The sequence below is a fragment of the Sphingomonas sp. BK036 genome, from assembly GCF_004216825.1.
In the GTDB taxonomy this organism is placed as follows: domain Bacteria; phylum Pseudomonadota; class Alphaproteobacteria; order Sphingomonadales; family Sphingomonadaceae; genus Sphingomonas.
On sequence record NZ_SGXR01000004.1, the window covers coordinates 608,515 to 635,495 of the forward strand.

23 protein-coding genes are annotated in these 26,981 nt (G+C 67.1%); 12 read left to right on the forward strand and 11 right to left on the reverse strand.

The features are described from left to right. The first annotated feature begins 3 nt into the window (after nucleotides 1-3). The 7 genes from nuoL (at nucleotide 4) to EV283_RS09995 (ending at nucleotide 8,587) form a co-directional block, all read left to right on the forward strand. On the forward strand, nucleotides 4-2,103 hold the full coding sequence (gene nuoL, locus EV283_RS09965; RefSeq protein WP_130324840.1) for an NADH-quinone oxidoreductase subunit L: 2,100 nt from the start codon (nucleotides 4-6) through the stop codon (nucleotides 2,101-2,103). Next, nucleotides 2,103-3,635 carry an NADH-quinone oxidoreductase subunit M gene (locus tag EV283_RS09970; protein WP_130324842.1) on the forward strand — a complete coding sequence of 511 codons (1,533 nt, stop codon included), beginning with the start codon at nucleotides 2,103-2,105 and terminating at the stop codon, nucleotides 3,633-3,635. Before nuoL ends, EV283_RS09970 begins: the two co-directional genes overlap by 1 nt. Continuing rightward, nucleotides 3,635-5,080, forward strand: a complete 1,446-nt coding sequence (gene nuoN / locus EV283_RS09975) for an NADH-quinone oxidoreductase subunit NuoN (RefSeq protein ID WP_130324844.1) — start codon at nucleotides 3,635-3,637, stop codon at nucleotides 5,078-5,080. Before EV283_RS09970 ends, nuoN begins: the two co-directional genes overlap by 1 nt. Next, the gene (locus EV283_RS09980) at nucleotides 5,047-5,814 is read left to right on the forward strand and encodes a biotin--[acetyl-CoA-carboxylase] ligase (protein WP_130324846.1); all 768 of its coding nucleotides are present in this window, start codon (nucleotides 5,047-5,049) and stop codon (nucleotides 5,812-5,814) included. The genes nuoN and EV283_RS09980 overlap by 34 nt, the downstream gene beginning before the upstream one ends. 10 nt (nucleotides 5,815-5,824) lie before the next feature. After that, nucleotides 5,825-6,601, forward strand: a complete 777-nt coding sequence (locus EV283_RS09985; RefSeq protein ID WP_130324848.1) for a type III pantothenate kinase — start codon at nucleotides 5,825-5,827, stop codon at nucleotides 6,599-6,601. Between the two features lie 62 nt (nucleotides 6,602-6,663). Further along, nucleotides 6,664-8,301 carry a ribonuclease J gene (locus tag EV283_RS09990; protein ID WP_130324850.1) on the forward strand — a complete coding sequence of 546 codons (1,638 nt, stop codon included), beginning with the start codon at nucleotides 6,664-6,666 and terminating at the stop codon, nucleotides 8,299-8,301. A 4-nt stretch (nucleotides 8,302-8,305) separates the two neighbouring features. Then, the gene (locus EV283_RS09995) at nucleotides 8,306-8,587 is read left to right on the forward strand and encodes a DUF1467 family protein (protein ID WP_130324852.1); all 282 of its coding nucleotides are present in this window, start codon (nucleotides 8,306-8,308) and stop codon (nucleotides 8,585-8,587) included. A 134-nt stretch (nucleotides 8,588-8,721) separates the two neighbouring features. On the opposite strand, the gene EV283_RS10000 is transcribed toward EV283_RS09995, so the two are convergent. Further along, complete coding sequence (locus EV283_RS10000) at nucleotides 8,722-9,501, reverse strand: SDR family oxidoreductase (protein WP_130324854.1); 780 nt, start codon at nucleotides 9,499-9,501, stop codon at nucleotides 8,722-8,724. Nucleotides 9,502-9,602: 101 nt separating this feature from the next. Further along, on the reverse strand, nucleotides 9,603-11,888 hold the full coding sequence (locus tag EV283_RS10005; protein ID WP_207223074.1) for a hypothetical protein: 2,286 nt from the start codon (nucleotides 11,886-11,888) through the stop codon (nucleotides 9,603-9,605). A 260-nt stretch (nucleotides 11,889-12,148) separates the two neighbouring features. Between EV283_RS10005 and EV283_RS10010 the strand changes: the two genes are divergently transcribed. From EV283_RS10010 to EV283_RS10020, 3 genes are read left to right on the forward strand one after another with little or no spacing between them, the layout of a single operon-like run. Then, the gene (locus EV283_RS10010; RefSeq protein ID WP_130324856.1) at nucleotides 12,149-13,330 is read left to right on the forward strand and encodes a hypothetical protein; all 1,182 of its coding nucleotides are present in this window, start codon (nucleotides 12,149-12,151) and stop codon (nucleotides 13,328-13,330) included. 35 nt (nucleotides 13,331-13,365) lie between these two features. After that, nucleotides 13,366-14,460, forward strand: coding sequence for a DUF2336 domain-containing protein (locus EV283_RS10015; protein ID WP_130324858.1), 1,095 nt, complete (start codon nucleotides 13,366-13,368; stop codon nucleotides 14,458-14,460). After that, nucleotides 14,457-15,848, forward strand: a complete 1,392-nt coding sequence (locus EV283_RS10020; protein WP_130324860.1) for a HAMP domain-containing sensor histidine kinase — start codon at nucleotides 14,457-14,459, stop codon at nucleotides 15,846-15,848. Before EV283_RS10015 ends, EV283_RS10020 begins: the two co-directional genes overlap by 4 nt. Here EV283_RS10020 and EV283_RS10025 read toward each other — a convergent pair. Genes EV283_RS10025 through gltX form a run of 3 tightly spaced genes read right to left on the reverse strand, consistent with a single transcriptional unit; the run spans nucleotide 15,810 to nucleotide 18,707 of the window. Further along, complete coding sequence (locus tag EV283_RS10025; RefSeq protein WP_130324862.1) at nucleotides 15,810-16,013, reverse strand: hypothetical protein; 204 nt, start codon at nucleotides 16,011-16,013, stop codon at nucleotides 15,810-15,812. The genes EV283_RS10020 and EV283_RS10025 overlap by 39 nt on opposite strands. After that, nucleotides 16,013-17,296: a citrate synthase gene (locus EV283_RS10030; RefSeq protein WP_056418127.1), complete on the reverse strand. Its 1,284-nt coding sequence runs from the start codon at nucleotides 17,294-17,296 to the stop codon at nucleotides 16,013-16,015. The genes EV283_RS10025 and EV283_RS10030 overlap by 1 nt, the downstream gene beginning before the upstream one ends. 25 nt (nucleotides 17,297-17,321) lie before the next feature. Further along, on the reverse strand, nucleotides 17,322-18,707 hold the full coding sequence (gltX, locus tag EV283_RS10035; protein ID WP_242615888.1) for a glutamate--tRNA ligase: 1,386 nt from the start codon (nucleotides 18,705-18,707) through the stop codon (nucleotides 17,322-17,324). A gap of 142 nt (nucleotides 18,708-18,849) precedes the next feature. Between gltX and EV283_RS10040 the strand changes: the two genes are divergently transcribed. Next, entirely contained in the window at nucleotides 18,850-20,991 is a 2,142-nt protein-coding gene (locus EV283_RS10040; protein WP_207223076.1) for a ComEC/Rec2 family competence protein, read from the forward strand. On the opposite strand, the gene lexA is transcribed toward EV283_RS10040, so the two are convergent. Further along, nucleotides 20,982-21,665, reverse strand: a complete 684-nt coding sequence (gene lexA / locus EV283_RS10045) for a transcriptional repressor LexA (RefSeq protein WP_056418284.1) — start codon at nucleotides 21,663-21,665, stop codon at nucleotides 20,982-20,984. The genes EV283_RS10040 and lexA overlap by 10 nt on opposite strands. Nucleotides 21,666-21,733: 68 nt before the next feature. Further along, nucleotides 21,734-22,915: a molybdopterin molybdotransferase MoeA gene (locus EV283_RS10050; RefSeq protein ID WP_130324866.1), complete on the reverse strand. Its 1,182-nt coding sequence runs from the start codon at nucleotides 22,913-22,915 to the stop codon at nucleotides 21,734-21,736. Nucleotides 22,916-23,334: 419 nt separating this feature from the next. Here EV283_RS10050 and EV283_RS10055 point away from each other — a divergent pair, with 419 nt between their 5' ends. Then, nucleotides 23,335-24,069: an energy transducer TonB gene (locus EV283_RS10055; protein ID WP_130324867.1), complete on the forward strand. Its 735-nt coding sequence runs from the start codon at nucleotides 23,335-23,337 to the stop codon at nucleotides 24,067-24,069. A gap of 76 nt (nucleotides 24,070-24,145) precedes the next feature. Here the strand turns inward: EV283_RS10055 and moaC are convergent, their stop codons facing one another. From moaC to EV283_RS10075, 4 genes are read right to left on the reverse strand one after another with little or no spacing between them, the layout of a single operon-like run. Next, nucleotides 24,146-24,613: a cyclic pyranopterin monophosphate synthase MoaC gene (gene moaC, locus EV283_RS10060; protein ID WP_130324869.1), complete on the reverse strand. Its 468-nt coding sequence runs from the start codon at nucleotides 24,611-24,613 to the stop codon at nucleotides 24,146-24,148. Continuing rightward, the gene (gene trpC / locus EV283_RS10065; RefSeq protein WP_130324871.1) at nucleotides 24,610-25,386 is read right to left on the reverse strand and encodes an indole-3-glycerol phosphate synthase TrpC; all 777 of its coding nucleotides are present in this window, start codon (nucleotides 25,384-25,386) and stop codon (nucleotides 24,610-24,612) included. The genes moaC and trpC overlap by 4 nt, the downstream gene beginning before the upstream one ends. A 1-nt stretch (nucleotide 25,387) precedes the next feature. After that, nucleotides 25,388-26,380, reverse strand: coding sequence for an anthranilate phosphoribosyltransferase (gene trpD, locus EV283_RS10070; protein WP_130324873.1), 993 nt, complete (start codon nucleotides 26,378-26,380; stop codon nucleotides 25,388-25,390). Then, the gene (locus EV283_RS10075; RefSeq protein WP_130325116.1) at nucleotides 26,377-26,973 is read right to left on the reverse strand and encodes an aminodeoxychorismate/anthranilate synthase component II; all 597 of its coding nucleotides are present in this window, start codon (nucleotides 26,971-26,973) and stop codon (nucleotides 26,377-26,379) included. Before EV283_RS10075 ends, trpD begins: the two co-directional genes overlap by 4 nt. Nucleotides 26,974-26,981: the final 8 nt, after the last annotated feature.

Sequence of the window (26,981 nt, forward strand, 5' to 3'; positions counted from 1 at the left end):
CGGTTGATCCAGCTTATCGTCTTCCTGCCGTTACTGGCCGCGATCGTTGCCGGGTTCGGCAATCGCGCGATCGGCAACGTGCCGGCGAAAATCGTCACCACGGCTGCGTTGTTCGCGTCGTGCCTGTTGTCTTGGCCGATCTTCCTCGGCTTCATGGCGGGCACCAGCACCGCGACCGTCGCGCCGTTGCTCGACTTCATTCACTCGGGCGACATGAACGTCGCGTGGTCGCTGCGCGTCGATGCGCTGACCGCGGTGATGCTCGTGGTCGTCACGTCGGTCTCGGCGCTCGTCCATCTGTATAGCTGGGGCTATATGGACGAGGATCCCGACCAGCCGCGCTTCTTTGCGTATCTGTCGCTGTTCACCTTCGCGATGCTGATGCTCGTGACCGCGAACAACCTCGTCCAGATGTTCTTCGGCTGGGAAGGCGTGGGTCTCGCATCCTACCTTCTGATCGGCTTCTGGTTCCGCAAGCCATCGGCCAGCGCGGCCGCGATCAAGGCGTTCGTCGTCAACCGCGTCGGCGATCTGGGCTTCATGCTCGGCATCTTCGGCACGTTCCTGGTATTCGGCACGGTCTCGATCCCCGAGATCCTTGCCGCGGCGCCCGGGATGGCCGGATCGACGATCGGCTTCCTCGGCTACCGCCTCGACACGATGACGGTGCTCTGTCTGCTGCTGTTCGTCGGCGCGATGGGCAAGTCGGCGCAGCTCGGCCTGCATACGTGGCTGCCGGACGCGATGGAAGGCCCGACGCCGGTGTCGGCGCTGATCCACGCGGCGACGATGGTCACCGCGGGCGTCTTTATGGTGTGCCGCCTGTCGCCGATGTTCGAGATGAGCCCGGTCGCGCTGACCGTGGTCACCTCGGTCGGTGCCGCGACCTGCCTGTTCGCCGCGACCTGCGGGCTCGTCCAGACCGACATCAAGCGCGTCATTGCGTATTCGACCTGTTCGCAGCTCGGCTACATGTTCTTTGCAGCGGGCGTCGGCGCCTATGGCGCGGCGATGTTCCATCTGTTCACGCACGCGTTCTTCAAGGCGCTGTTGTTCCTGGGCGCGGGCTCGGTGATCCATGCGATGCACCACGAGCAGGACATGCGCTATTATGGCGGCCTGCGTAAGAAGATCCCGGTGACGTTCTGGGGCATGATGGCGGGTACGCTCGCGATCACCGGCGTCGGCATCCCCGGCATCTTCGGCAACACCGCATTCGGGTTCGCAGGCTTCCATTCGAAGGATGCGATCATCGAGGCGAGCTGGGCGGCCGGTCAGCCGGGCGTGTGGTTCGTCGGCGTGCTCGTCGCACTGCTCACCAGCTTCTATTCGTGGCGCGTGATGTTCCTCACCTTCTGGGGCAAGCCGCGCTGGGCCGCATCGGAGCATATCCAGCATGCGCTCCACGACGCGCACGGCCATCACGGCGATGCGCATCATGCGGACGATCATCATGCGAACCCGGCCAAGGCCGAGGATGCAGGACACGCGCCGCACGATCATCACGACGCGGCACACGCGCCGGCGGAAGGCGATGGCGGGTATCACCCGCATGAAAGCCCGCTGCCGATGCTGATCCCGCTGATCGTCCTGTCGATCGGTGCGGTGCTGGCGGGCTTCGTGTTCCACGGCTACTTCATCGAGCCGAGCGCGGGCGAAGAGTTCTGGAAGGGCGCACTCGCGTTCCGCGAACATCTGATGCACGAGATGCACGGCGTCCCGCTGCTCATTAAGCTGTCGGCGACGATCGCGATGCTGCTCGGCCTGCTGACCGCCTGGTACGCCTATATCAAGAACCCGTCGTTCCCGGCCAAGGTCGTCGAACAGTTCGGCGTGCTCTACGACTTCCTGCTGCATAAGTGGTATTTCGACGAGCTGTACGACCTGATCTTCGTCCGCCCCGCCTTCGCGATCGGCCGCTTCCTGTGGCACCGCGGCGACGAGAAGACGATCAACCGGTTTGGCCCAGACGGGTCGGCGTGGCTGGTCCAGATCGGCGCGCGCGTCGCTGGCCGCTTCCAGACGGGATATCTCTACACCTATGCCTTTGTCATGCTGATCGGCCTGACCGCAGCCGTCACCTGGGCGATCGGACTCTATTGATGACCGGCTTTCCTATCCTTTCCGTCCTGATCGCGGTCCCGATGATCGCGGCCATTGCATGCCTGTTCGTTTCGGCGAATACCGCGCGGATGCTCGCCCTGGCGGCGACGCTGATCGATTTCGTTCTCGGCATCATGCTGTGGATGAATTACGACATCGGTGGTGCGCAGTGGCAGTTCGTCGAGCATGCCCCGGGCATCTTCGGGCCGTTCGGCTGGTCGCTCGGCATCGATGGCTTCGCACTGATGCTGATCATGCTCAGCGTGTTCCTGATGCCGATCTGCATCGGTGCCAGCTGGCGCTCGATCACGACGCGCGTGCCCGAGTACATGGCCGCGTTCCTGTTCACCGAAGTGCTGATGATCGGCACGTTCGCGGCGCAGGACCTGTTCCTGTTCTACGTGTTCTTCGAAGCCGGCCTGATCCCGATGTACCTGATCATCGGCATCTGGGGCGGCGCGAACCGGATCTACGCGTCGTACAAGTTCTTCCTGTACACGCTGCTCGGCTCGGTCCTGATGTTCATCGCGATGTTGTACATGGCGAAGACGGCGGGCACGACCAGCATCCCGGCGCTGCTGAACTACGACTTCCCGGCGCATGTGCAGACCTGGCTGTGGCTGGCGTTCTTCGCATCGTTCGCGGTCAAGATGCCGATGTGGCCGGTCCACACCTGGTTGCCCGACGCGCACGTGCAGGCGCCGACCGCAGGGTCGGTGATCCTGGCGGGCGTGCTGCTGAAGCTCGGCGGATACGGTTTCCTGCGCTTCCTGCTGCCGATGTTCCCCGAAGCGTCGGGCCAGCTGACCTGGCTGATCTTCGGCCTGTCGGCGGTCGCGGTGATCTACACGAGCCTTGTCGCGCTCGTGCAGTCGGACATGAAGAAGCTGATCGCCTATTCGTCGGTCGCGCACATGGCGATCGTCACGATCGGTCTGTTCGCGTTCAACCGGCAGGGCATCGAAGGCGCGATGATCATGATGCTGAGCCACGGCCTGGTATCGGGTGCGTTGTTCCTGTGCGTCGGCGTGATCTACGACCAGCTCCATACCCGCGAGATCTCGCGCTATGGTGGCCTCGCCATCAACATGCCGCACTACGCGATCCTGTTCCTGTTCTTCACGATGGCGTCGATCGGGCTGCCGGGCACCAGCGGCTTCGTCGCCGAGTTCCTGTCGCTGATGGGCACCTATCAGGTCTCGACCTGGACGGCGCTGCTCTGCACGACCAGCATCATCCTGGGTGCTGCGTACATGCTGTATCTGTACCGTCGCGTGGTGTTCGGCGAGATCAAGTCGGACGAGGTTCGCGGCATGGTCGATCTGTCGGCCCGTGAGTTCTGGCTGCTCGCACCGATCGCGGCCGTCGTGCTGTGGATGGGCGTGTATCCGGAGAGCTTCCTGGCACCGATGCGCAAGGACGTGAGCGTGTTGCTCGCCCGCGTCGACCGCGCCAAGCCCGCCAGCGATTCGAACCCAACTGCGGGGAAGCCCGCCACCGTGCATGACGCCGCGCACGGGGAGGCACACTGATGACCTATGCCGCTAACATCGCAATGACGCTGCCCGAGCTGGTGCTGGCGTTGGGTGCGATCGCCCTGATGCTCGTCTCGGCATGGGGCGGGGACAAGTCGACGCGCGCCGTGTCGATCGCCTCCGTGTTCGTCCTGGTGGGCGCCGGGATCGCGCTGATCGGTCCGGCATCGTCGGGCGGCTATGCGTTCGACGGGCTGTACCGTGCCGATGCGTTCGGTGCGTTCGCCAAGGTGCTGATCTACATCGCCTCGGCGGTCGCGATCGTGATGGCGCCGAGCTTCTTCGCGCGCTCGCATGGCGACGATCTGCGCCCGGAATATCCGGTGCTGATCCTGTTGTCGGCGTGCGGCATGGGGATCATGGTTTCGGCCAGCGACATGCTGACGCTGTATGTCGGGCTCGAGCTCCAGAGCCTTGCCGCTTATGTGCTTGCCAGCTTCATGCGGCGTGACGGTCGTTCGGCCGAAGCGGGTCTGAAGTATTTCGTGCTCGGCGCGCTTGCCAGCGGCATCCTGCTGTACGGCATCTCGCTGGTGTACGGGTTCAGCGGCACGACGTTGTTCTCAGGGATCGCCGACGCCTATGTGGGCACCAAGTCGCTGGGCTTGCTGTTCGGTCTGGTGTTCGTGTTCGCAGGCCTCGCGTTCAAGATCAGCGCAGTGCCGTTCCACATGTGGACGCCCGACGTCTATGAGGGCGCACCGACGCCGGTCACCGCGTTCTTCGCCTCGGCCCCCAAGGTCGCGGCGCTCGCGATGGCGGTGCGGGTCGGGGTCGATGCGATGGGGCCCGCCACCGATCAGTGGCGCCAGATCGTGATTTTCGCGGCACTCGCCTCGATCATCCTCGGTGCGGTTGCGGCGATCGGCCAGACGAACATCAAGCGGCTGCTCGCCTACTCGTCGATCAACAATGTCGGCTTCGCGCTGATCGGTCTTGCCGCGGGCACGCCCGAGGGTGTGTCGGGCGTGCTGATGTACCTGACGATCTATGTCGCGATGACGCTGGGGTCGTTCCTGGTCGTGATCCAGATGCGTGGCGATGACGGCCAGCCGGTCGAGACGATCGACAGCCTCGCCGGCATGTCGCGGACCAAGCCCGCGCTTGCTGCGGCACTGGCGATCTTCATGTTCAGCCTTGCCGGTATTCCGCCGCTGTTCGGCTTCTACGCGAAGTTCGCGGTGTTCAGCGCGGCGGTCGACGCTGGGCTGTTCCCGCTGGCGGTGGTGGGCATCGCCGCCTCGGTGATCGGCGCCTATTATTATCTGCGTGTCGTCAAGACGATGTACTTCGACGATCCGGCGCCGGCGTTCGCGCCGATGGAGAGCAAGGTCGAGGGCGGTCTGATCGCCGTTGCCGCGGTGTTCGTCTCGCCGGCCGGTTACCTCCTCATCCCCGTGCTCGGTGCATGGACGATGGCGGCTGCACGGGCGCTGTTCTGATCACCATACGCACCGTTGCGGAAACAGGATCGACCAACGCCGACCTGCTGGAGCTCGCACGCGGCGGTGTCGAAGACGGCCTTTGGCTGCGCGCGATCCGGCAGACCGCGGGGCGGGGGCGTCTCGGCCGCGAATGGCAGTCGCCCGAGGGGAACCTCTACGCGAGCACGCTGGTCCGGCTGCGCCCGACCGACCCGCCGGCAGCCAGTCTTGCGCTGGTCGCCGCGGTCGCTTTGCAGGAAACCGTATCGACGTTCCTGGTCTCGGGTATCTGCCAGGGCACGACCGACGCCAGCGCTACGCTGGTGCTCAAATGGCCGAATGATCTTTTGCTCGCGGATGCCAAGCTCTCGGGCATATTGCTCGAGCGATCGGGCGATGCGGTGATCATCGGCTACGGCGTAAACCTTGCGCATCATCCCGAGCTTCCCGACCGCGTGACGACCGATCTTGCGGCGCATGGCGTCGTGGTCGATCCGGCGATGTTCCTCGACATCCTCGCCGACAGCGTCGCGCGCTGGATCGGTCGTTGGCGCACCGAAGGCATCGCGCCGGTGCGGGAGCGCTGGGTCGACTGCGCGCACCCGGCCGGCACCGCGCTGACCGCAAGGCTGCCTGACGGGAGCGGCGTCGATGGCCTGTTTGTCGGGCTCGATACCGATGGCGCGCTCATCCTCCGCTTGGCGTCTGGTGAGCGGCGTGTCATTCACGCTGCCGACGTCTTCCTGCTTTGAGGCCCCGCTGATGCTGCTCGCGATCGATGCCGGCAATACCAATGTCGTGTTCGCGCTCGTCGAGAGCGGCGAAATCGTCGCGCGCTGGCGGATCGCGACCGACCCGCGGCGTACGGCGGACGAATATGCGGTGTGGCTGAGCCAGCTGATGCAACTCGGCGGGCATGATCGTACTGCGGTGGAGGGCGTCATCGTCGCCACCGTCGTCCCGCGCGCGCTGCATAATCTTCAGGTGCTCGCGTCGAAATATTTCGGCACCGACGCGCTCATCGCGGGGCATGCGCCGATCGAATGGGGCATCGCGATCGATGTCGACGAGCCTGCTTCGCTCGGCGCGGACCGCGCGGTCAACACGATCGCGGCGCACGCGCTGCATGCCGGTGACCTGATCGTCATCGATTTCGGCACCGCGACGACGTTCGACGTCGTCGACTATAGCGGCGCGTACAAGGGCGGGATCATCGCGCCGGGCATCAACCTGTCGCTCGACGCGCTCGTCACCGCGGCGGCCAAGCTACCGCGGATCGCGATCGAGGCGCCGACCGATACGAGCGTCATCGGGCTCAACACCGTCTCTCAGATGCATATCGGCATCTATTGGGGCTATGTGGCAATGATCGAGGGGCTGGTCGCGCGGATGAAGCGCGAGATCGGCCGACCCGTGAAGGTCGTCGCCACCGGCGGCCTTGCCACCTTATTCGAGAAACAGACCGACGTGTTCGACGTCATCGAAGCCGACCTGACGATCCAGGGGCTGGCGATGATGTGGGACCGTCACCATATCTAGGGCCATTTGGCTCGCGCCACCGGCCTGAGGGCCATATTCCTGTGTAATCCTGAAAGTAATCAATGACTCCGAAGAACGAACTGCTTTTCTGTGGCCTAGGCGGCTCCGGCGAAATCGGCATGAACGTCAACCTGTACGGCTGCCAGGGCAAATGGGTGATGGTCGATCTCGGCATCACCTTCGCCGATCCGCAATATCCCGGCGTCGACGTGATCCTGCCCGACCTGTCCTTTATCGAGGACCGGATCGACGACCTGCTCGGCATCGTCATCACGCACGGGCATGAGGATCATATCGGCTCGCTGCCGTATCTCGCCGAAGACCTTGGCGTGCCGATCTATGCGACCCCGTTCACGATGGGGCTGATCCGCGGCAAGCTCGAGGAAGAGGGCATCGCCAATCGCGTGAAGCTCAAGATGATCCCGATGGGCGGCAATTTCCAGCTCGGGCCGTTCGGTTTCACCTTCGTCGAGATGTCGCATTCGATTCCTGAGGCGAACGCGCTGCTGATCGATACGCCTTTTGGCCGCGTGTTCCACACCGGCGACTGGAAGCTCGATGCGACCCCGGTCATCGGCAACCCGACCAAGCCCGAGGGCTTCATGGCGATCGGCGACAAGGGCGTCGACGTCCTGGTCTGCGATTCGACCAACATTCTCAACGACAAGGCGTCGGGCAGCGAGAGCACCGTGCGTAAGGGTCTGTTCGAGGAAGTGAGCAAGGCCAAGGGGCGGGTGATGATCACCAGCTTCGCCTCGAACGCAGCGCGTCTGCACACGTTCGGCGAAGTCGCCAAGGAAACCGGGCGCAAGCTGTGCGTCACGGGGCGTTCGCTGGACCGGATCATCAAGGTCGCGCGCTCGACGGGGTATCTCAAGGACTTCCCCGACACGATCAGCCCCGACGAGGCGATGCGGCTCCCTAAGAACAAGGTGCTGATCATCGCCACTGGCGGGCAGGGCGAGGAGCGCGCGGCGCTGGCGCGCGTCGCCAATGGCAGCCATACGATCACGCTCGAGGCGGACGACACGGTGATCTTCTCGTCGAAGCAGATCCCGGGCAACGAGGTCCAGATCGGTCGCATCCAGAACACGCTGGCGGCCAAGGGCATTCGGATGATTACCGAGCGTCAGGCGCACGTTCATGTCTCGGGTCATCCAGGTCGCCCCGAACTCGCGCAGATGTATGACTGGCTGCGTCCCGACGTGCTGATCCCGACGCATGGCGAGATGCGCCACATGATGGAGCATGCGCGCTTCGGTCTCGAGCAGGGTATCCCGCGCGCGCTCGTGCAGAGCAATGGCGACATCGTGCGACTGGCGCCCAAGGGCCCGGTGAAGATCGGCAACGCGACCGTCGGGCGGCTCGTGCTCGATGGCGACGTGATCCTGCCCGCCGACGGCGCGACGATCGCCGAACGTCGCAAGCTGGCGATCAACGGCCAGATCTCGGTCGCGGTCGCGCTCGGCAAGGACGGCCGCATGGTCGGCCAGCCGCAGGTGCGCGTGCAGGGCGTGCCGGTCGAGGAAGACCGCGCGGCGTTCATCACCGACGCGGTGCAGGCGGCGGGCGACACGGTGCGTGGCGGCAAGCGCGAGAGCGACAAGATGCGCGAGCAGATCCGGCTCGCGGTGCGCAAGGTCGCCAAGCGCTGGACGGGCAAGCAGCCGATCGTCGACGTCTTGTTGATCGAGGGCTGACCCTGTGCGCTGGACCTCGGCACTCGCGATCTACGTCCTGTTCTGGGCGTTCTCGGTGTTCCTGGTCCTGCCGTTCGGCGTGCGCACGACGCCGGAGGCCGGGGGCGAACTCGTCCCCGGCCAGGCCGAGAGTGCGCCGGACGAGTTTCGGTCGGGGCGGACGGCGCTGCGCGTGACGGTGGTCGCGACGGTGTTGTTCGTGCTGTTCCAGCTCAATTATTATTATGGATGGGTGACGCCGCAGAGCGTCGATCTGTTCGACCGCGGTAACATGGTGACGCGCTAGATCCTCCCCCGCCATGGGGAGGTGGCTGGCGCTTGCCAGTCGGAGGGGGCGGTAGGCGCGAACTTCTGTTCCGTGTCCTCCCCCTCCGTCACCTTCGGTGCCGCCTCCCCCTGGCGGGGGAGGATTGAAGCGCTTTAGCCCGGTGACGCGGCAGAGCCTGCCAGCAGGCCGCCGTCGATGTTGATCTCGGTTCCCGTGATATCGGTCACCTCGTCCGAGGCTAGCATCACCGCGACGGCGGCGACCTCGTCGGGCATGCCGAAGCGTTTCAGCGGCGTGTCGGCCACCAGCGCCTGCATCCGTGCCTCGCGGTCGGGCCCGGTGCCCAGCATCGGCTCCCACATCGGCGTCAGGATCGCGGCGGGATGCACCGAGTTGCAGCGGATCTTCCACCCTCGCTGCGCGCAGTAGAGCGCGACCGTCTTGCTGTGGTTGCGGATCGCGGCCTTGGACGACGCATAGGCGGCTGCGAGGGGAATGCCGACGAGTCCTGAACGCGACGAGATGTTGATGATCGCGCCCGTACCCGCCGCCTTCATTGCACCGATCGCATAACGGCAGCCGAGGAACGTGCCGTCGAGGTTGACCGCATGGACCGCGCGCCAGTCCGCGAGGCTCGCCTGTTCGGGATCATGGGGGCCCATGCCGCCCTCGAACCCCGTCACACCGGCGTTGTTGACGACGACGTCGACGACCGGAACGCGGTCGGCCAGGCGCTGCCAATCGGCTTCGTCCCGAACGTCCAGTCTTTCGAAGCGGCACCCGATCGCCGCGGCCGCCTGCTGGCCGGCGGTTTCGTCGCTATCGGTCAGGATGACGACGGCACCCTCGTCATGGAAGTGCTGGGCGATGGCGCGGCCGATGCCACGCGCTGCGCCGGTGACGACGCACGTCTTGGTGTTCAGTCTTTGCATAGGAGTCTCGAAATGTGAGTCCGGTCGGCGGAGTGCTCCGCTGGCGAGGGCCGCGTCAGCGGTGGCGCTGCATCATTTCGAAAACTCCTGTCTGGTACGGCTCAGCGCAGCCGCTCGATCGCCTGCGCCAGGGCCACGTATAGCTTGCCCATGTCCGACGACAACAACGTCACGCCGAGCGGCGAGCCGTCGCGCTGCGTCAGGATCGCTCGGAGCATCGCCTCGAAGTCGTGGATGTAGCGGTTGACCATCTCGCGGAACGTCTCGTCGTCGTCGTAGAGGCCGGCGATCTCGCGCACCTCGCTCGCGTCGAGGATCCGGACGGCGCGGCGCGTGAAGACGCCGCGGTCGCCCTTGAGATACGCACCCCACGCGCTGTCGGAGATTTCGGGCGCGATCGCCTTGGTGATGTCGATCGAGGCGGAGTTGAGCGATTCGATCAGCAGCGACACGCGACGCGCGAAGGTATCGCTGTCCGCGTCCTCGCGTTCGGTGCGCGCCTCTTCGATCCGGGTTTCGACGATCGCGGTCTTGTCGACGATCGCCTGGACTTCGCGCGCGAGCCGCTCGGTCGCACCCGTTGCGGCGTCGACGGCCGCGTCGGTGGCGTCGGTGAGCGCGCGGACCTGGCGTTCGACGGTATCGTTGGTCGCGCGGCGCATCGCGTCGGCGCTCGCGGCGCCGAGCGCGGCTGCGGCTTCGGGGATGACCTTCGAGAGTGTCTCGCGCGCCTTGTCGGCAGCGACCGTGGCGGTTTCGCGGACGCGGTGAAGCGCTTCGATCAGCTGGGGCGCGGCGTCTTCGGCGAAATGCTGCGTACGGCCGATCGCCTCGTCGACCATCTGGCCGAGTGCATCGGCCTTGGCGCGGCCGGTGTTGAGCGTGTTGAGCAGGTCGGTCGATAGCGTATCGAGGACATGGCGCTGTTCGCCGATGACTCCCGCGATCGCCTCGATCGCGTCGTGCGTGCTCTCTGCCGCGGTGACGAGCGCGAGCAGGTCGGGGCGCGCCGAGACGACGATGCTTTTGCTCGCGAGGACATGCGAATCGAGCCGGCCAAGCGCTTCGGGCATCGTCTCGTCGATCTCGCGCGCGGCCGCGTCCAGCGCGACCAGCAGCGTCTCGGTCGTCGTGATCGTCCGGTGCGCCATCGCGTCGCCGGCACGTAGCGCTTCGGTCATCGCATCCGCCGATCCTCCGAGCGCGCCGATTGATGCGGCGAGGCCGCGGGTGCGTTCGGTCCCGTGGGTGTGGAGCGCCTCGATCCGCGCCTCGACTTCGCCGAGCCCGGTGTGGAGATCGTCGACGATCCGCTCACCCGCACCGCGTTGCAGGTCGAGGCGGATAGCGACGCGTTCGATCGCGTCTTCGACGGTGGCGATGCGGCGGGCGAGCGCTTCGGCGCTGTCGCGTGCGGCGCTGTCGAGTGCCGCCTGGTTCGCGCCGACCATCGCTAGCATCGCGTCGCCCTGTGCGGCGATGCCCTTGCGCGCTTCGTCGACCGCGTCGGCGGTGCGGTTGAGCAGCGCGTCGACCGCGCCGGACATGCCATCGGTGACCGATTCGAGATGCGCACCCGCCGTCTGGCTGGTCGCCTCCATCCGGACGATATGCGCGGCGAGGCGCTGCGCCGCGCCGCTGGCCATCGTGTCGGCCTCACGACCGCGTTCGGCGAGCGCGACGATCTGCGCGTCGAGCGCGGCGGCGTGTTCGCTCGCGGACAGACCGGTGCGTTCAAGCCGCTTGGCGACGTCGTCGATATCCGCCTGCGCGCGGGGGAGGGTGGCGATCAGGACGCCGAGGCTGGTCTGCGCGCCGGCGGTCGACGTGGCCAGGTTGCGCGCGTGCGCGGCGGCCTGGTCGATTTCGGAGACCATGCCGCGACCAATCGCTGCGAGCTGTTCGGTCGCGCCGCCGCCCATCGCCATCAGCGCGTCGAGCTGCTGTGCGAGCTGCGCGCGGTTTGCGTCGATCGTGTTCGACAGCGCGGCGACGGTGCGCTCCAGGCTGGCCGCCTCGTCGCGCATCGCCTGCGCGGTGATGCCGAACCGGTGCGCCTCGGCGCGGCTGGTTCGCATTGCGAGCAGCCAGACGATCCCGACAAGCGCCGGCACGACGCAAAGCGCGGCGATGAACTGGACGAGCGCGATGGGCTCGACCGTCGCGAGCGCACCGCGCGCGATCCACAGCATCGCGGCGAGCCAGACGACTACGATCGCGACGGCGATGCCGGCGTACAGCGCGCCACGTTCAGGTGCAGGCTCTTGATAAACCTCGTCGTATTGATGTTCAGCGACGGTTTCGGACATGTCTTCTATCACCGGATCCATCACGATGTCCGCGCGAATGGGATGGGCATTGCCTGCCGCCGCACGAAACCCGATCATTGACGAACCCCCGTTCATGAACATTGGGGGTATCACGGTTTGCGGCCGGACAAAACGCATGATGCGACGATCCGTTACGCATCCATCGGGTAATGAGGGCGGCACGGCCTATCATAGCGGCGGCGTAGACGTAGTCGCGCTGGTCCAGAGCCCTTTCATTTTCCGATTTCGCACGTCTCACGTCGAACAGAACCGCGGCGCACGGTGGTTCGGCCGAACGCGGGCTTTGCAGGACGACGCGTACGGCCTAACAGCCAGCAATGCTTGCCGGCCTCTTATTTGCAATTCATGACGCCGACGATCGCCCCGATCGTCTGGCTGCGACGCTGCCGTTCAGCGGCGTCACCCTTATCGAGTATCAGGCGCGGTTGCTGATCGCGGCCGGCGTGTCGCAGGTGATCGTCGTCGTCGCGCGCATGACGCCCGAACTGCTCGGTGCGATCAACCGCATCGGCCGGCGTGGCGTGAGCGTCGATACGGTGCGCTCCGCGACCGAGGCGGTGGAGAAATTGCACCCGCTCGCGCGCGTCCTGATGCTCGGCGACGGACTGGTGACGACCGACGCGATCGTCAAGGCGATGGCGAGCGAGGAGGGCGATTGCCTGCTCGTCGTGCCCGAGAGCGATGCGGGGCCCGGTTTCGAACGCGTCGGCGGACAGATGGCCTGGGCCGGCGTGGCGCGACTGAGTTCGAGCCGGATCGCGGAGGTGGCGGCGCTCCCACAGGACTATGATCTCCAGTCGTCGTTGCTGCGATTGGCGGTGCAGTCGCGTGCGATCCACGTGCTGCTGCCCACCGACGCAGTGCGTGGCGGCCACGGGATCGAGCGACAGGCGCGGACGCTGGAGGAACGCGGCCGCGCGGTGCTGATGACGATCGTGTCGGGGCGGCGGGGCTGGTTTGACCGGTTCGTGCTTGCGCCGATCGCGCGGCTCGCGCTGCCGTTGCTGGTCGATCGCGGGGCGGCGGGAACGACCGTCGGCGCGGCCGGGCTTGCGCTGGGGGTCGCCGGGCTGGTGACGATCGGCTTCGGCCTGTCGTCGGCGGGGCTGGTGCTGGCGTTGGTCGGGTGTATCGCACTGGCGCTGGGTTCGGTGCTGAGCGGTCTTCGCGACGAGGCGCCGATGGCGCGCTGGCAGACGCTGGCGATCGGCGGTGTCGTTGCGGCCGCGATTCTCGTCTTTGCCTTCTTCGTCAGCGGCTATGCAGGCGACAACACCGCGCTGGCGATCGGGACCGCGACCGTCGCGCTCGGCGGATTGGCGGAGCGTGCCATTCTCGAACGCGAGCGCCGGCTGTGGTGGGGCAGTCCGGCTGCGTATCTGCTCGTCGTCGCGGTGTTCGCGCTGATCGGGTTTCCGGTGTTCGGGCTGGGCGTGACCGCGGTCTATGCCACGACCACGCTGGCAGCGGCGATCGAACGATTGCGTCGCGCGCCTTAGGCGGACCTTAACGACCGGGGGGCTAAACACGGATCATGTCTGCCGGCCCAACGATGCAAGACGCTATGCCGTCCTATGATCCAATGGAACGGGCCGAGCGTGCGCGTGTGCGCGCCGAGACGCGGCTGGCGGGGACGATCGCCGACTTTTTCCTCGATGCGGACGCGCGGCTCGACGACCGCACGCGGCTTTTGCTGGCGCAGGTGCTCGGCGCGATCGTCGGGGCGATCGAGTGGGACATAAGGCGGCATGCAGCGCGGCTGCTGGTCGGCGACGGCGCGACGCGTGCGGGCGAAGCGATGCTGAAGGTGGGGGCGGGGACCGTGCTCGAGCGGCTGACGCGCGCCGGACTGCTGCGTGACGAAGACTTGATGGACGAACTGATCGCGCGGGTTCGCCATGATCTGATCGCGGCATCGTTGCCGGTCGAGGTGGCCGAACCCGATGAAGCGAGCCTGCTGGTGCGGCTGGCGGGCGTGCCCGACAGCGTCGTCGCATCGGCCGCCTCGGCGCTGCTCGCCGCCGAAAGCCGGCGAAGGGTGGCAAACGAACAGGGCCATGTCGGGGGCAGCGAACTGCCGGCGGAGCTGCATCACCGGTTGGTCTGGTGGGTGGCTGCGGCGATCCGCGATGGCTTGAAAACCGCCGCACGCGACAGTGATCGCGCGATAACCGATGCGGCGCAGCGCAGTCTGGCGGCGCATGACGAAGGCGAGCGCCCCGATGCGGTGGCCACGCGGCTCGCGGCGGCGCTCGATGCGCGACCCAATGAGCTGGCTGCAGTGCTGGTCGAATCGATCGGCGATCGGCGGCTCTCGTTGTTCGTCGCGGTGCTGGCGCATGCGCTGGGCATCGGGTTCGATCAGGCGCGCGCGATCACGCTCGATCCCGAGGGCGACCGGCTCTGGCTCGCGCTGCGCGCGCTCGACATGGATCGACCGACCATCGCCAGGATCGGGCTCGCGCTGTCGGAAGCCGATCCGCGTCGCGATATCGAGGCGTTTGCGGACGCGCTGGACGCGATCGTTTCGATCGGCGTCGAGGACGCGCGGGCGTCCATCGCGCCGCTGGCACTGAACCGCGATTTTCGCATGGCGTTGCGCGCGCTGTCGCGTACGGAACGACGATGAGCGCGTTCGACCCTTCGACCGAAAGCCCGATCGCCCACGCCATCGTCGCGCCCGACGGTTCGCTGTCGTTCGCGGACTCGGCATTGATCGCGTTGAACCAGCGCGCGGGCGGGATGCGCGGGGCGCCGCTGGCGGTGCCGCAACTCGCGACGATCGCGCGGCTCGCGCGGCGGCTCGGCATCGTCGTGTCGCGCGGCGTGGTGGTCGCGGACGACGAAACCGATGTCGATCTTTGGGTGCGTGCGCAACCCGATGGCGAGAATGTCCGGCTGACAGTGAGCGGCTGGCGCGAGATCGCGGCGTGGCGGCCGGTACGCGCCTCGCCCGATACGCAGGACGCGTTTCTCGGCAGCGACACCGACTGGCGGTGGGAAACCGATGCGGCGCTGCGGCTGACGTTCGTCACGCTGGATGCAGGGCCCAAGCATGGCTTCGACGCGTTCGCGCTGCTCGGCCAACCGCTGACGGCGATGTTTTCGCTCGATACCGGATCCGACGGGACGTTGCCGATCCTCGATTCACTGGCAAGGCGCCGGCCGTTGATCGCGCAGCCCGCGCGGCTGCGGAGTTCGGGGCGTGCCGTGACGCTCACGGCGAGCGTCCGCCACGATGCCTCGGGCGATTTCGCCGGGTTCGTCGGCGCGGCGCGGATGGTGGTCGACGATGTCGCACCGCCGGCTGGGACGGAAACGCTGTCGCCGACCTTTACCAGCGGACTCGACAAGGCGTTGCGGATACCACTCGCGCGGATCGTCGCCAATGCCGACAGCATCAACGCGCAGGCCGATGGGCCGGTGCAGGGTGATTACGCCGACTATGCCGCCGATATCGCCAGTGCCGGGCGCCATCTGCTCGAACTGGTCGATGACCTGGTCGATCTCCAGGCGGTCGAGCGGTCCGATTTTACGCTCGTGCCCGAGCCGATCGATCTGGCCGATGTCGCCCGCCGCGCGGCGGGGCTGTTGTCGGTGCGTGCCGCCAATGCCGATGTCACGATCACGCGGCCCGCGGTCGAGGTGCGCGTCGCGGCGCTCGGCGATTTCCGGCGCGTGTTGCAGATCCTCGTCAACCTTGTCGGCAATGCGGTGCGCTATTCACCGCGTGGGGCGCAGGTCGTCGTCACCGCGACGCAGATCGACGGTCACGCAGCCGTCGTGGTCGCGGACACCGGCAAGGGCGTCGCACCCGAGGACCAGGTGCGGATTTTCGAGAAGTTCGAGCGGGTCGATCCATCGGAGGCCGGCGGCAACGGGCTCGGCCTGTACATCGCGCGGCGTCTGGCGCGGGCGATGCGGGGGGATCTCACAATCGAGAGCGCACCCGGTCAAGGCGCGCGATTCGTGTTGACGTTACCGGCGGATCCGGCGCGCCACCAGGATCAGCGCTAAACCGAACGCGGCGAGGAATGCGCCGCGATCCGCCCATGGCCGCTGGTCGAGCATGAAGCTCGATTGCGGCCAATGGACGTATCCGAGCCCCTGGCCGATCCAGAGTAGACCCATCAGTGCGCTAAGCACACCGACGATCATCAGGATCGGCCGGAGCGTCGTCATCAGCGTGCGTCCATCGGGACGTAGTCACGCGCCGTCGGGCCGCTGTAGAGCTGGCGCGGACGGCCGATCTTCTGGTCGGGATCGGTGATCATCTCGTTCCACTGCGCGACCCAGCCGACGGTGCGGGCGAGCGCGAAGAGCACGGTGAACATCGAGGTCGGGAAGCCGATCGCCGACAGGATCACGCCCGAATAGAAGTCGACGTTCGGGAAGAGCTTCTTCTCGATGAAGTACGGATCGTTGAGCGCAAGACGCTCGAGCTCGATCGCGACGTCGAACACCGGATCGGTCACGCCCAGCTCGCCGAGCACTTCCTTGACAGTCGTCTGCATGACGGCCGCGCGCGGATCGTAGTTCTTGTAGACGCGGTGGCCGAAGCCCATCAGGCGGAACGGATCGTTCTTGTCCTTTGCGCGGGCGATGAACTCGGGGATCCGGTCGACCGTGCCGATCTCGTGCAGCATGTTGAGCGCGGCTTCGTTCGCGCCGCCATGCGCGGGGCCCCACAGGCAGGCAATGCCGGCCGCGATGCACGCGAACGGGTTGGCGCCCGACGACCCGGCGAGACGGACGGTCGAGGTCGACGCGTTCTGCTCGTGATCGGCGTGGAGGATGAAGATGCGGTCCATCGCCTTTTCGACGATCGGGTTAACGACATACTTCTCGGCGGGCACGCCGAACGTCATCTTCAGGAAGTTGCCGGTGTAGCTCAGCGTGTTGTCCGGATAGACGAACGGCTGGCCGACGCTGTACTTGTACGCCATCGCGGCGATCGTCGGCATCTTGGCGATCAGGCGGTGCGACGCGATGACGCGCTGTGCCGGATCGTGGATGTCGGTCGAGTCGTGATAGAAGGCCGACAGAGCGCCGACGACGCCGCACAGGATCGCCATCGGATGCGCGTCGCGACGGAAGCCGCGGAAGAACTGCGCGAGCTGCTCGTGCACCATCGTGTGGCGCGTGATCGTGTTCGAGAAGTTGGCCAGCTCGTCCTTGCTCGGCAGTTCCCCGTTGAGCAGCAGATAGGCGACTTCCATGAAGTTCGACTGCTCGGCCAGCTCGCCGATCGTGTAGCCGCGGTGCAGCAGCGTGCCCGCGTCACCGTCGATATAGGTCAGCTTCGACTGGCATGACGCCGTCGAGGTGAAGCCCGGATCATAGGTGAAATTGTCCGTCTGCGCGTACAGCTTGCGGATATCGATGACATCGGGGCCGACCGTTCCGGACATCACCGGATAATCGAATTCCTTGCCGTCGACCTTGAGGTTTGCGGTCTCGCTCATGCTTGTATCCTTCCTCGAAATCTTATCAGCTCGCCATCCGGTCGGCGATCCGTCCCAGGCTCTCGTCGCGCCCGAGCAGGTCGAGCACATCGAAGATCCCCGGCGACGTCTTGCGTCCCGTCAACGCGGCGCGAAGCGGCTGTGCGACCTGGCCGAGCTTTACGCCCCGGGCTTCGGCCACGCGCCGTACCGCGCCTTCGAGCGCCTCCGTATCCCACTTGTCGAGCGCGTCAAGTTCGGCATGGGCATTGACCAAAATTGCGCTCGCTTCGCCCTGTAAAAGGCTCGCCGCAGCGTCATCCATCGCCAATGGGCGCTGACTGAACAGAAAATTCGAACCCTCGGCCAGCTCGTTCAGGTTCGCTGCACGCGGCTTCAGGACCGGCATTGCGCGAGTCAGAAGATCGAGTCCGCCGGTCGGGAGGTCGTGGCCGAGACGTGCGGCAGCTAGTTCCGCCAGCCGTGCATCGTCGGCTTCGCGAATGTAATGACCGTTGAGGTTTTCGAGCTTCTTGAGATCGAAGCGCGAGGGCGACTTGCCGACGCCCGACAGGTCGAACCATTCGACGGCCTGCTTGCGGCTGATGATCTCGTCATCGCCGTGGCCCCAGCCGAGCCGGAGCAGATAGTTGTCGAACGCCTCGGGCAGGATTCCCATCTCGTCGCGATACGCTTCGATACCGACCGCGCCGTGGCGCTTCGACAGCTTGGCGCCGTCGGGGCCGTGGATCAGCGGAATGTGCGCGTAGATCGGCTCGGGCCAGCCCATTGCGCGATAGATCGGCAACTGGCGGAACGCGTTGTTGAGGTGATCGTCGCCGCGGATGACGTGCGTGACGCCCATGTCGTGATCGTCGACGACGACCGCGAGCATATAGGTCGGGGTGCCGTCCGAGCGGAGCAGGACGAGATCGTCGATCTCTTCGTTGCGGACTGTGACGGACCCCTGGACGCGGTCCTCGATCGTGACCGAGCCTTCCTGCGGCGCGCGGAGGCGGACGACGTGGGGAAGGTCGGGCGCTTCGCTTGCCGGGCGATCGCGCCACGGGCTGCGGATGCGCAGCGGCTTCTTCGCTGCCTGCGCCTCGGCGCGCATCGCGGCGATCTCGTCGTTGGTCATGTAGCAGCGATAGGCATGGCCGTTCGCGACCATCTCGTGCGCGACCTGCGCGTGGCGCTCGGCGCCGGCAAACTGCATCACCGCGTCGCCGTCCCAGTCGAGCCCGAGCCAGCGCATCCCGTCGAGAATCGCGTCGATCGCCGGCTGGGTCGAGCGGACCCGGTCGGTATCCTCGATCCGGAGCAGGAATTTGCCGCCATTCGCCTTGGCGAACAGCCAATTGAACAGCGCGGTGCGCGCGCCGCCAAGATGCAGGAACCCCGTCGGCGACGGAGCGAAACGGGTAACCACGGGTGCGGCCGAATTGGCGGTCCCCGTATCAGATATTGCGCCCAACCGCGGGTGCTCCCAGACTGTAGAAACGATGGCCGGATCAGCCGTCGCCGGCCCTAGCATGCGTCCTTGGCGGCGACAAATAGGCGTGCCGCCCTGGATGGCGGGAACGGGCCGCGCCATCGAGTGCTGGCTGGAGGCGGAGCGCGACCAACTCGTATTGTGGCTGCCGGTGATGCTGGGCGGCGGCATCGCGCTCTGGTTCGCGCTGCCCGATGCGGCGGCATGGCGCTCGGCAATCCTGGGGATGCTCGCGATCGGGCTCGCTTGTATTGCGACCGGGCGCGGTAGTCGCGCGGCGCGGGTTGTTGCCCTCGGCATGGCGGCGGGGGCGCTGGGGCTGGGGCTGATCTGGTTTCGCGCAGAAACGGTTGCGGCGCCCGTACTTGGTGGCCCTACGATCGCCAGCTTTTCCGCCAAGGTCGAGGTGATCGAACCCTTGGTGGCGCGCAAGCTCGTGCGGCTGACGCTGTTGCCGGTCGGGGAGGGGGCGGACAGCGCGGGGCAAGCCGTCGTCTTGCCGCACCGGATCCGCGTCAATCTGGCGGAGCGGGATGCGCCGGGCGGGCTTGGGACGGGCGCGATCGTCCGGCTGCGCGCGCGGCTCATGCCGCCGCCCCTGCCGGCGGTGCCCGGCGCCTATGATTTCGCGCGCGTCGCGTGGTTCAGCGGGATCGGCGCGACGGGGCGGGGGTTTGCCCCGGTCGTCGTGACGGTAGCGAGCGGATCGGGCGCGGGTATCCGAGTCGCGCTTTCGCGGCATATCGTCAGCCGGCTGGAGGGTAGCGCCGGCGGTATCGCCGCAGCGCTCGCGACGGGTGACGTCGGCGCGATCAGCGAGGACGATTCGGAGGCGATGCGGCGGGCGGGGCTGGCGCATCTGCTGTCGGTCAGCGGGTTGCACATCACCGCGGCGGTGGCGGCGACGATGCTGATCGTGATGCGGCTGTTCGCGCTCAGTCCGTGGCTGGCGCTGCATGCTCGGTTGCCGGTGATCGCGGCGCTGGCGGGGGCGGCGGCGGCGATCGGCTATACCTTGCTGACCGGAAGTCAGGTGCCGACGATCCGCTCGTGCGTCGCCGCGCTGCTGGTGTTGGTGGCGTTGGCGATGGGGCGGGAGGCGATGACGTTGCGGCTCGTGGCGACGGGCGCGATGTGCGTCATGCTCGTGCTGCCCGAATCCGCGGCTGGGCCGAGTTTCCAGCTTTCGTTTGCTGCGATCACGGCGATCATGGCGTTTCACGAACATCCGGCGATCCGGACCTTTTTCGGCGCGCATGACGAGGGGCGCGTCCGGAAGCTGGGGCGCGGGGTGGCGTCGCTGCTGCTGACCGGGCTGTTGGTGGAGGTCGCGCTGATGCCGATCGCGGTCTTTCATTTTCACAAATCGGGTTTGTACGGTGCGTTCGCCAACATCGTGGCGATCCCGCTGACGACGTTCGTCGTCATGCCGCTCGAGGCGCTGGCGTTGCTGCTCGATGCCGGGGGGATGGGCGCACCGGTCTGGTGGATGGTGCAGACGTCGCTCGATGCGCTGTTGTGGCTTGCGCACCGCGTGGCCGATGCGCCGGGGTCGGTGCGGGCCTTGCCGGCGATGCCAGTTGCGACGTTTGCGTTGATGGTCGTTGGTGGGATCTGGATTGCGCTGTGGCGGACGCGGTGGCGGCGGCTAGGCGGCGTGCCGTTGGCGGTGGGGGCGATCTGGGCGCTGACGACACCGCCGCCGGACATTCTGGTGACGGGAGACGGGCGGCATGTCGCGGTGCGGACGGCGGCGGGACTGGCGATGCTGCGGGACCGGGCGGGGGACTATACGCGCGCCACGCTGGCGGAAAATGGCGGGGTCGACGGCGAACCGTTGTTCCTGGCCGACCAGCCCGACGCGCGGTGCAGCCGGGATCTTTGCGTGACCGATATCGCCGGGGGCGGGCGGACGTGGCGGGTTCTTGCGACGCGGAGTGCGTATATGGTGCCGATCGACCAGCTGCTCGCCGCGTGCCGGATCGCCGATATCGTCGTCAGCGAGCGGAACCTGCCGAGGCGCTGCACGCCGCGATGGTTGCGGCTCGACCGAAATATCCTGCGGCGGACCGGGGGGGTGGCGGTGACGTTGGGATCTGGCCGGGTGGAGACCATCCTGTCGCCGGGTGACCGTCATCCGTGGCGCGATCCGCCGACGCTAGGCGCCGGACCTGGGCAGGCCCGGCGCTTCACCCCGGTGGCGCGTCGGTTTCAGTCGTAGCGGCGGAGGATGCCCGACAGCTTGCCCTGGACGCGGACTTGCGCCGGCGCATAGCGCTGGGGGTCGTAGGCGCGGTTGGCCGGGTCGAGGCGGACCATGGCGCCTTCGCGGCGGAAGAACTTGAGCGTGGCTTCGCTGTCCTCGATCAACGCCACGACGATCTCGCCATCGCGGGCGATATCGGTGCGGCGGATGAGCGCATAGTCGCCGTCGAGGATACCTGCCTCGACCATCGAATCGCCCGACACCTCGAGCGCGTAATGCTCGCCGGTGCCCAGCAACGCGGCGGGGACGGCGAGCATCGTGCTGCCTTCGAACGCCTCGATCGGGACACCGGCGGCGATGCGACCGTGAAGCGGGATCTCGATGACGTCGTTGGCGGGCTGTGGCGTGGCGGCAGCAGGCGCCGCCTTCACGTTCGACGACTTCGCCGCGACCTTCTTCTCGGGCTTTTCCGGACGTTCCGGCATCCGCAGCACTTCGAGCGCGCGCGCGCGGTTCGGCAGGCGGCGGATGAAGTTGCGCTCCTCGAGCGCGCTGATCAGACGGTGGACGCCCGACTTGGATTTCAGGTCGAGCGCGTCCTTCATTTCCTCGAACGACGGTGACACACCGGTATCGTTGAGGCGATCGTTGATGAAGCAGACGAGTTCGTGCTGCTTGCGCGTGAGCATGGCGGTTCTCCGTCCGGAACAGACGAGGAACTTCTATGGAACATAAATGGTGACGTCAAGCGCCGCCATTACGCAATGACGAGGATTTCCGCCGATTCGCCTGTGTTTGCCACCGGTGCGCTGCCGGGACGTACTATCAGGCAGGTCGAGCGGGCAAGCGTCAGGAGCATCGAGCTGTCCTGCATCGTCGAGGCATAGGCCTTGCCGTCACGCAGTTCGGCGCGGAGATAATCGGTCCGCGCGTTGTTCGCGGGCAGGTCTTCGCCGAGCAGCGCATGCGTCGCCTGCGGTAGCGGATCGCTTGCGCCCGCCATGTGCGCGACGACGGGTTTGACGAACAGGATCGCGGTGACGAATGCGGAGACCGGATTGCCGGGAAGCCCGAGCACCATCATGTCGCAGATCCTGCCGGCCATCATCGGCTTGCCGGGGCGCAGCGCGATCCGCCAGAAATCAATCGTTCCGCCCGCCGCCTCGATCGCCGGGCGGACGAGGTCGTGGTCGCCGACCGAAGCGCCACCGGTGGTGACGAGCAGGTCGGCCTCGACGCTTGCGAAAGCGTCGCGCAGGACGTCGAGATTGTCGGGGAGGATGCCGAGGTCGATGACGTCGACCGGCATGTCGGCGAGCATCGCGGCGAGCATGATGCCGTTCGATTCGGGGAGCGCGACGCCATCGGTGGTCGAGCCCGGCGGGACGAGTTCGTCACCGGTGGCGGCAACCGCGACGCGGACTCGGCGGTTGACGGTGAGGCTGCCATGGCCGCCGGTCGCGGCGACGGCGATGCGCGCGGGGCTGAGACGCTGGCCGGCCGCGATCAGACGCGTCCCGGTCGAGAAGTCGAGCCCCTTGCGGCGGGTGTTGCGGCCCAGCGTCGGCGGACCTTCGCCGGCGAGGATCAGCGTGGCGCCGTCGCGCTCGGCTTCTTCCTGGACCATGACGGTGTCGGCGCCCTCGGGGATTGCGGCGCCGGTGAAGATGCGGGTGGCCTCACCTGCGCCGACCGCGCCGGTGAAGGGCCGGCCGGCGGCGCTTTCGCCGATGACCGACCAAGGGCCGGGGAGGTCGACGAAACGGATCGCGTAGCCGTCCATTGCCGACAGGTCGGCGGCGGGTTGGGTGCGGCGGGCGAGGATATCCTCGGCGGCCCAGCGGCCGGCGGCGTCGCGCAGGGGAACGGTCTCATGACCGACGCGGGGGGCCATGGCGAAGAGGCGGGTCTGAGCTTCGGCGACGGGGACTAGGGTCATGCGTAAGTCTCTGTTTTCGGGCGGTTCTGAAAAGTGAAGTATAGGAAGTATAGACGCTGGGAGGTGTTTGGCGGGTCGCCGTTTGGGGCGGTGTCGTAGGGGAAGCGCGGGGGTGGGGCGGTATGTTCCGTGCTGTGCCATCGGTTTGGTGTGTAGGACAGGTGTTGTTGGGGTGGGGGGGTGTTCCGGTCTATTCGAGGTCAGCTCCTGCTTCCTTGTTCTCCCGCGAAGGCGGGAGCCCAGTCTGGGTCCCCGCCTTCGCGGGGAAACAGGGTGGGGCGGAGGGCGCTCGTTAGTATTTGGGCCTTCCCAATTGGGCCCCGGCCTTCGCCGGGGTGGAGGTAGTGGGGGCGTTGGCCAGCTTGCGTTCATGCGGTGAGGGGCTTTTCTGGTGCGCAATGACGCACCAGATCAATAGGATGAGTGCAACGCAGCCACGGACGAGAGACAGGATCGGCGCAGCGATCGGGGCGGTCGTGTTGCCGGGGATGCTTGGCTATGCGCTCCTCAACGGGCTGGTCGTGCCGATGCCGGCGGCGGTCGGGGAGGCGTTGAAGGTGTTTGGGGTGGCGCCGCCACCGCCGCCGCCGCCGGTCGAAAAGGTCAAGCCGCGGCCGTCGCCGAGCCGCAAGCCAGAGGGGGCTGCATCGCCGCCCAATCTCAAGTCTAAGGCGACCGAACTCGTGGCGCCGCCGCCGGTCGTGCCGATCGTGGTGCCGCCGCCGGTGGTGGTGGCGGAGAAGGCCGGGCTGGGCGCGCAGGCGACGGCCGGGGCTTCGGACGTGCGTGGGCCGGGGACCGGGAGCGGGGGGATCGGCAATGGCACCGGGAGCGGTGGGTCTGGCGATGGCGACGGTGGAGGTGGCGAGGAGACGCCGCCGCAGTGGCGCAAGGGGCGGCTAAAGGACTCCGACTATCCGCGCGAGGCGGCGGAGACGGGGATCCGGGGGCGGGTGTCGGTGCGGTATGTGGTCGGGATCGATGGTCGCGTGACGCGGTGTCGGGTGACCGGGTCCAGCGGGAGCCGGGAACTCGATGACCTGACGTGTCGGCTGATCGAGCAGCGGTTTCGGTACGACCCTTCGCTCGATGCGGCGGGGCGGCCGGTGGAGTCGACGATCGTCGAGGATCACGAATGGGCTATGGGTGATTGAGGTCACTGCGCTTGGCGTGCCCTCACCCTCGACGCCTTTGGCGTCTTTCCCTCTCCCCTTTGGGGAGAGGGGGTTGTCAGGCGGTCCAGTTGCCGGATTTGCCGCCTGATTTGGCGCGGACGCGGATGTCGGAGAGGACCATCGTCTTGTCGATCGCTTTGGCCATGTCGTAGATCGTCAACAGCGTGACCGTCGCGGCGGTGAGCGCTTCCATTTCAACACCGGTCTTGCCTTCGGTCGAGGCGGTGGCGGTGGCGGTGACGCCGGTTGCGTCGACGGTCAGGTCGATCTCGACCTTGGTCAGCGGGAGCGGGTGACAGAGCGGGATCAGGTCGCTGGTGCGCTTGGCCGCCATGATCCCGGCGACGCGCGCGACCGCGAGGACGTCGCCCTTCTTGGCCGTGCCCGCGCCGATCGCGGCGGCGGCTTCGGCGGACATGGTGATCCGGCCCGAGGCGACGGCTTCGCGCGCGGTGACCGCCTTGCCGCCGACGTCGACCATCCGTGCCGCGCCGGCTTCGTCGATGTGCGTGAGGCCGGTCATCCTACCAGCGCCCGCGTCGCGGCCTCGACATCGTCCTGGCGCATGAGCGCTTCGCCGATCAGGAAGCAGCGGATGTCGTGCTCGGCCATCGCGTCGAGCTCTGCGCGCGTGGTGAGGCCGCTTTCGGCAACGAAGGTGCATTCCTTGGGCGCGCGGCTGACCAGCTCGTAGGTGCGGTTGAAGTCGACGGTGAAGTCGCGCAGGTCGCGATTGTTGACGCCGATCAGCCGCGACTCGAGCATGAGCGCGCGCTCCATTTCGTGCGCGTCATGGACCTCGACGAGGACGTCCATGCCGCATTCGAGCGCGGACGCCTCGATCTCCGCCATCTGCACGTCGTCGAGCGCGGCGACGATGATGAGGATGCAGTCGGCGCCGATCGCGCGCGCTTCCGTCGACTGCCATGGGTCGACCATGAAGTCCTTGCGCAGGACGGGGATGGAGACGGCGTCGCGCGCGGCGGTCAGGTAGGCGTCGGCGCCCTGGAACCATTTTTCGTCGGTCAGCACCGACAGGCACGCGGCACCGCCGGCTTCATAGGCGCGGGCGTGCGCGACCGGATCGAAGTCGGCGCGGATCAGGCCCTTCGAGGGGCTCGCCTTCTTGACCTCGGCGACCAGCGCATAGCCGGGCTTCGCATCAAGCGCGGCGCGGAAGCCGCGTGGTTTCGACATGCGCGCGATCCCGGCGTCGATATCGGCGAGCGAGGTGGTGGCCTTGCGTGCGGCGACTTCGGCGCGCTTGGTCTCGAGGATACGGTCGAGCATGGTCATGTCAGTAGGCGATCCAGCGGGCGAGCAGCGCGTCGGCGCTGCCGGTGTCGAGGGCGGTGGCGGCTTTCGCGACGCCGTCCTCAAGGGTGGGGATGGTGCCGGCGACCATCAAGGCAGCGGCGGCGTTGAGCAGGACGGCGTCGCGGTACGCGCCCGTCTCGCCCTTGAGCAGGCGGCGCAGAGCATCGGCATTGTGATGCGCGTCGCCGCCGCGGATGTCGGTGATGGCGTGGGCGGTGAGGCCGGCGTCCTCGGGGGCGATGCGCGCGGGGAGCGAGACGCTGCCGACCGAGGCGACGATGCTGGGGCCGGCGCCCGACAGTTCGTCGAGGCCTTCTTCGCCCGAGACGACCAGCGCCGCCTGCGTGCCGAGCTGTTCGAGCGCATCGGCGTAGAGCGTCACGTAGTCGGGTCGCGCGATGCCGATCAGCTGGCGGGTGGTGCCGGCCGGGTTGGCGAGCGGGCCCATCAGGTTGAAGATCGTGCGCTTGCCGATGCGCTGGCGGATCGGGGTGATGCGCTTCATCGCCGGGTGGTGGTTGGCGGCGAACAGGAAGGCGATGCCGATGTCGTTGAGGCTCGCCTCGGCGGTCGCGCCGGCGCGGTCCATGTCTAGGCCGAGCACTTCGAGCGTGTCGGCGGCGCCGGCCTTGCTCGAGGCGGCGCGGTTGCCGTGCTTGGCGACGGGGACGCCGCAGGCTGCGACGACGAGCGCGACTGCGGTCGAGACGTTGAGCGTGTGGTGGCCATCGCCGCCGGTGCCGCAGACGTCGATCGCGCCGGCGGGGGCGTCGATCGGGATCATGCGGGTGCGCAGCGCGCGCGCGGCTTCGGCGATCTCTATGCTGGTTTCGCCGCGTGCCGACAGATCGATCAGGAAGGTCGCGATCGCATCCTCGCCGGCGCGCCCGTCGAGGATGTCGGCGAAGGCTTCGCGGGCGGATTCGCGCGAGAGGGGGGAGGAGGGATCGGGGAGGAGCGTGGTGGTGCTCACAGCTGCAACCCGTCGCGCGGCTTTACCGGGATGTCGGCCATTTTCAGGAAGTTCGCCAGCATCGCATGGCCGTGTTCGGTGGCGATGCTTTCGGGGTGGAACTGGACGCCGTGGATCGGCAGCGTGGCGTGGCGGAAGCCCATGACGGTGCCGTCCTGCGCGGTCGCGTTGACCACGAGCGTGTCGGGCACGTCGTTGACGATCAGCGAGTGGTAGCGCGTGGCGATGAACGGCGAGGGGAGTCCGGCGTAGAGCCCGGTATCGTCGTGGAGGACCGGCGAGGTCTTGCCGTGCATCAGCCCGCCGCGCTCGACCTTGCCGCCGAAATGCTGGCCGATCGCCTGATGGCCGAGGCACACGCCGAGCAGCGGCTTGCCCGCGTCTGCGCAGGCGGCGACGAGATCGAGGCTGACGCCCGCCTCGGTCGGCGTGCAGGGGCCGGGGGAGATGAGGAACGCGTCCGCGCCCGACGACAAGGCTTGCCCGGCGGAGATCGCGTCGTTGCGGACGACTTCCACTTCGACGCCCAGCTCCATCAGATAATGGACGAGGTTCCAAGTGAAGCTGTCGTAATTGTCGACGACGAGGATCATTGCGCCGC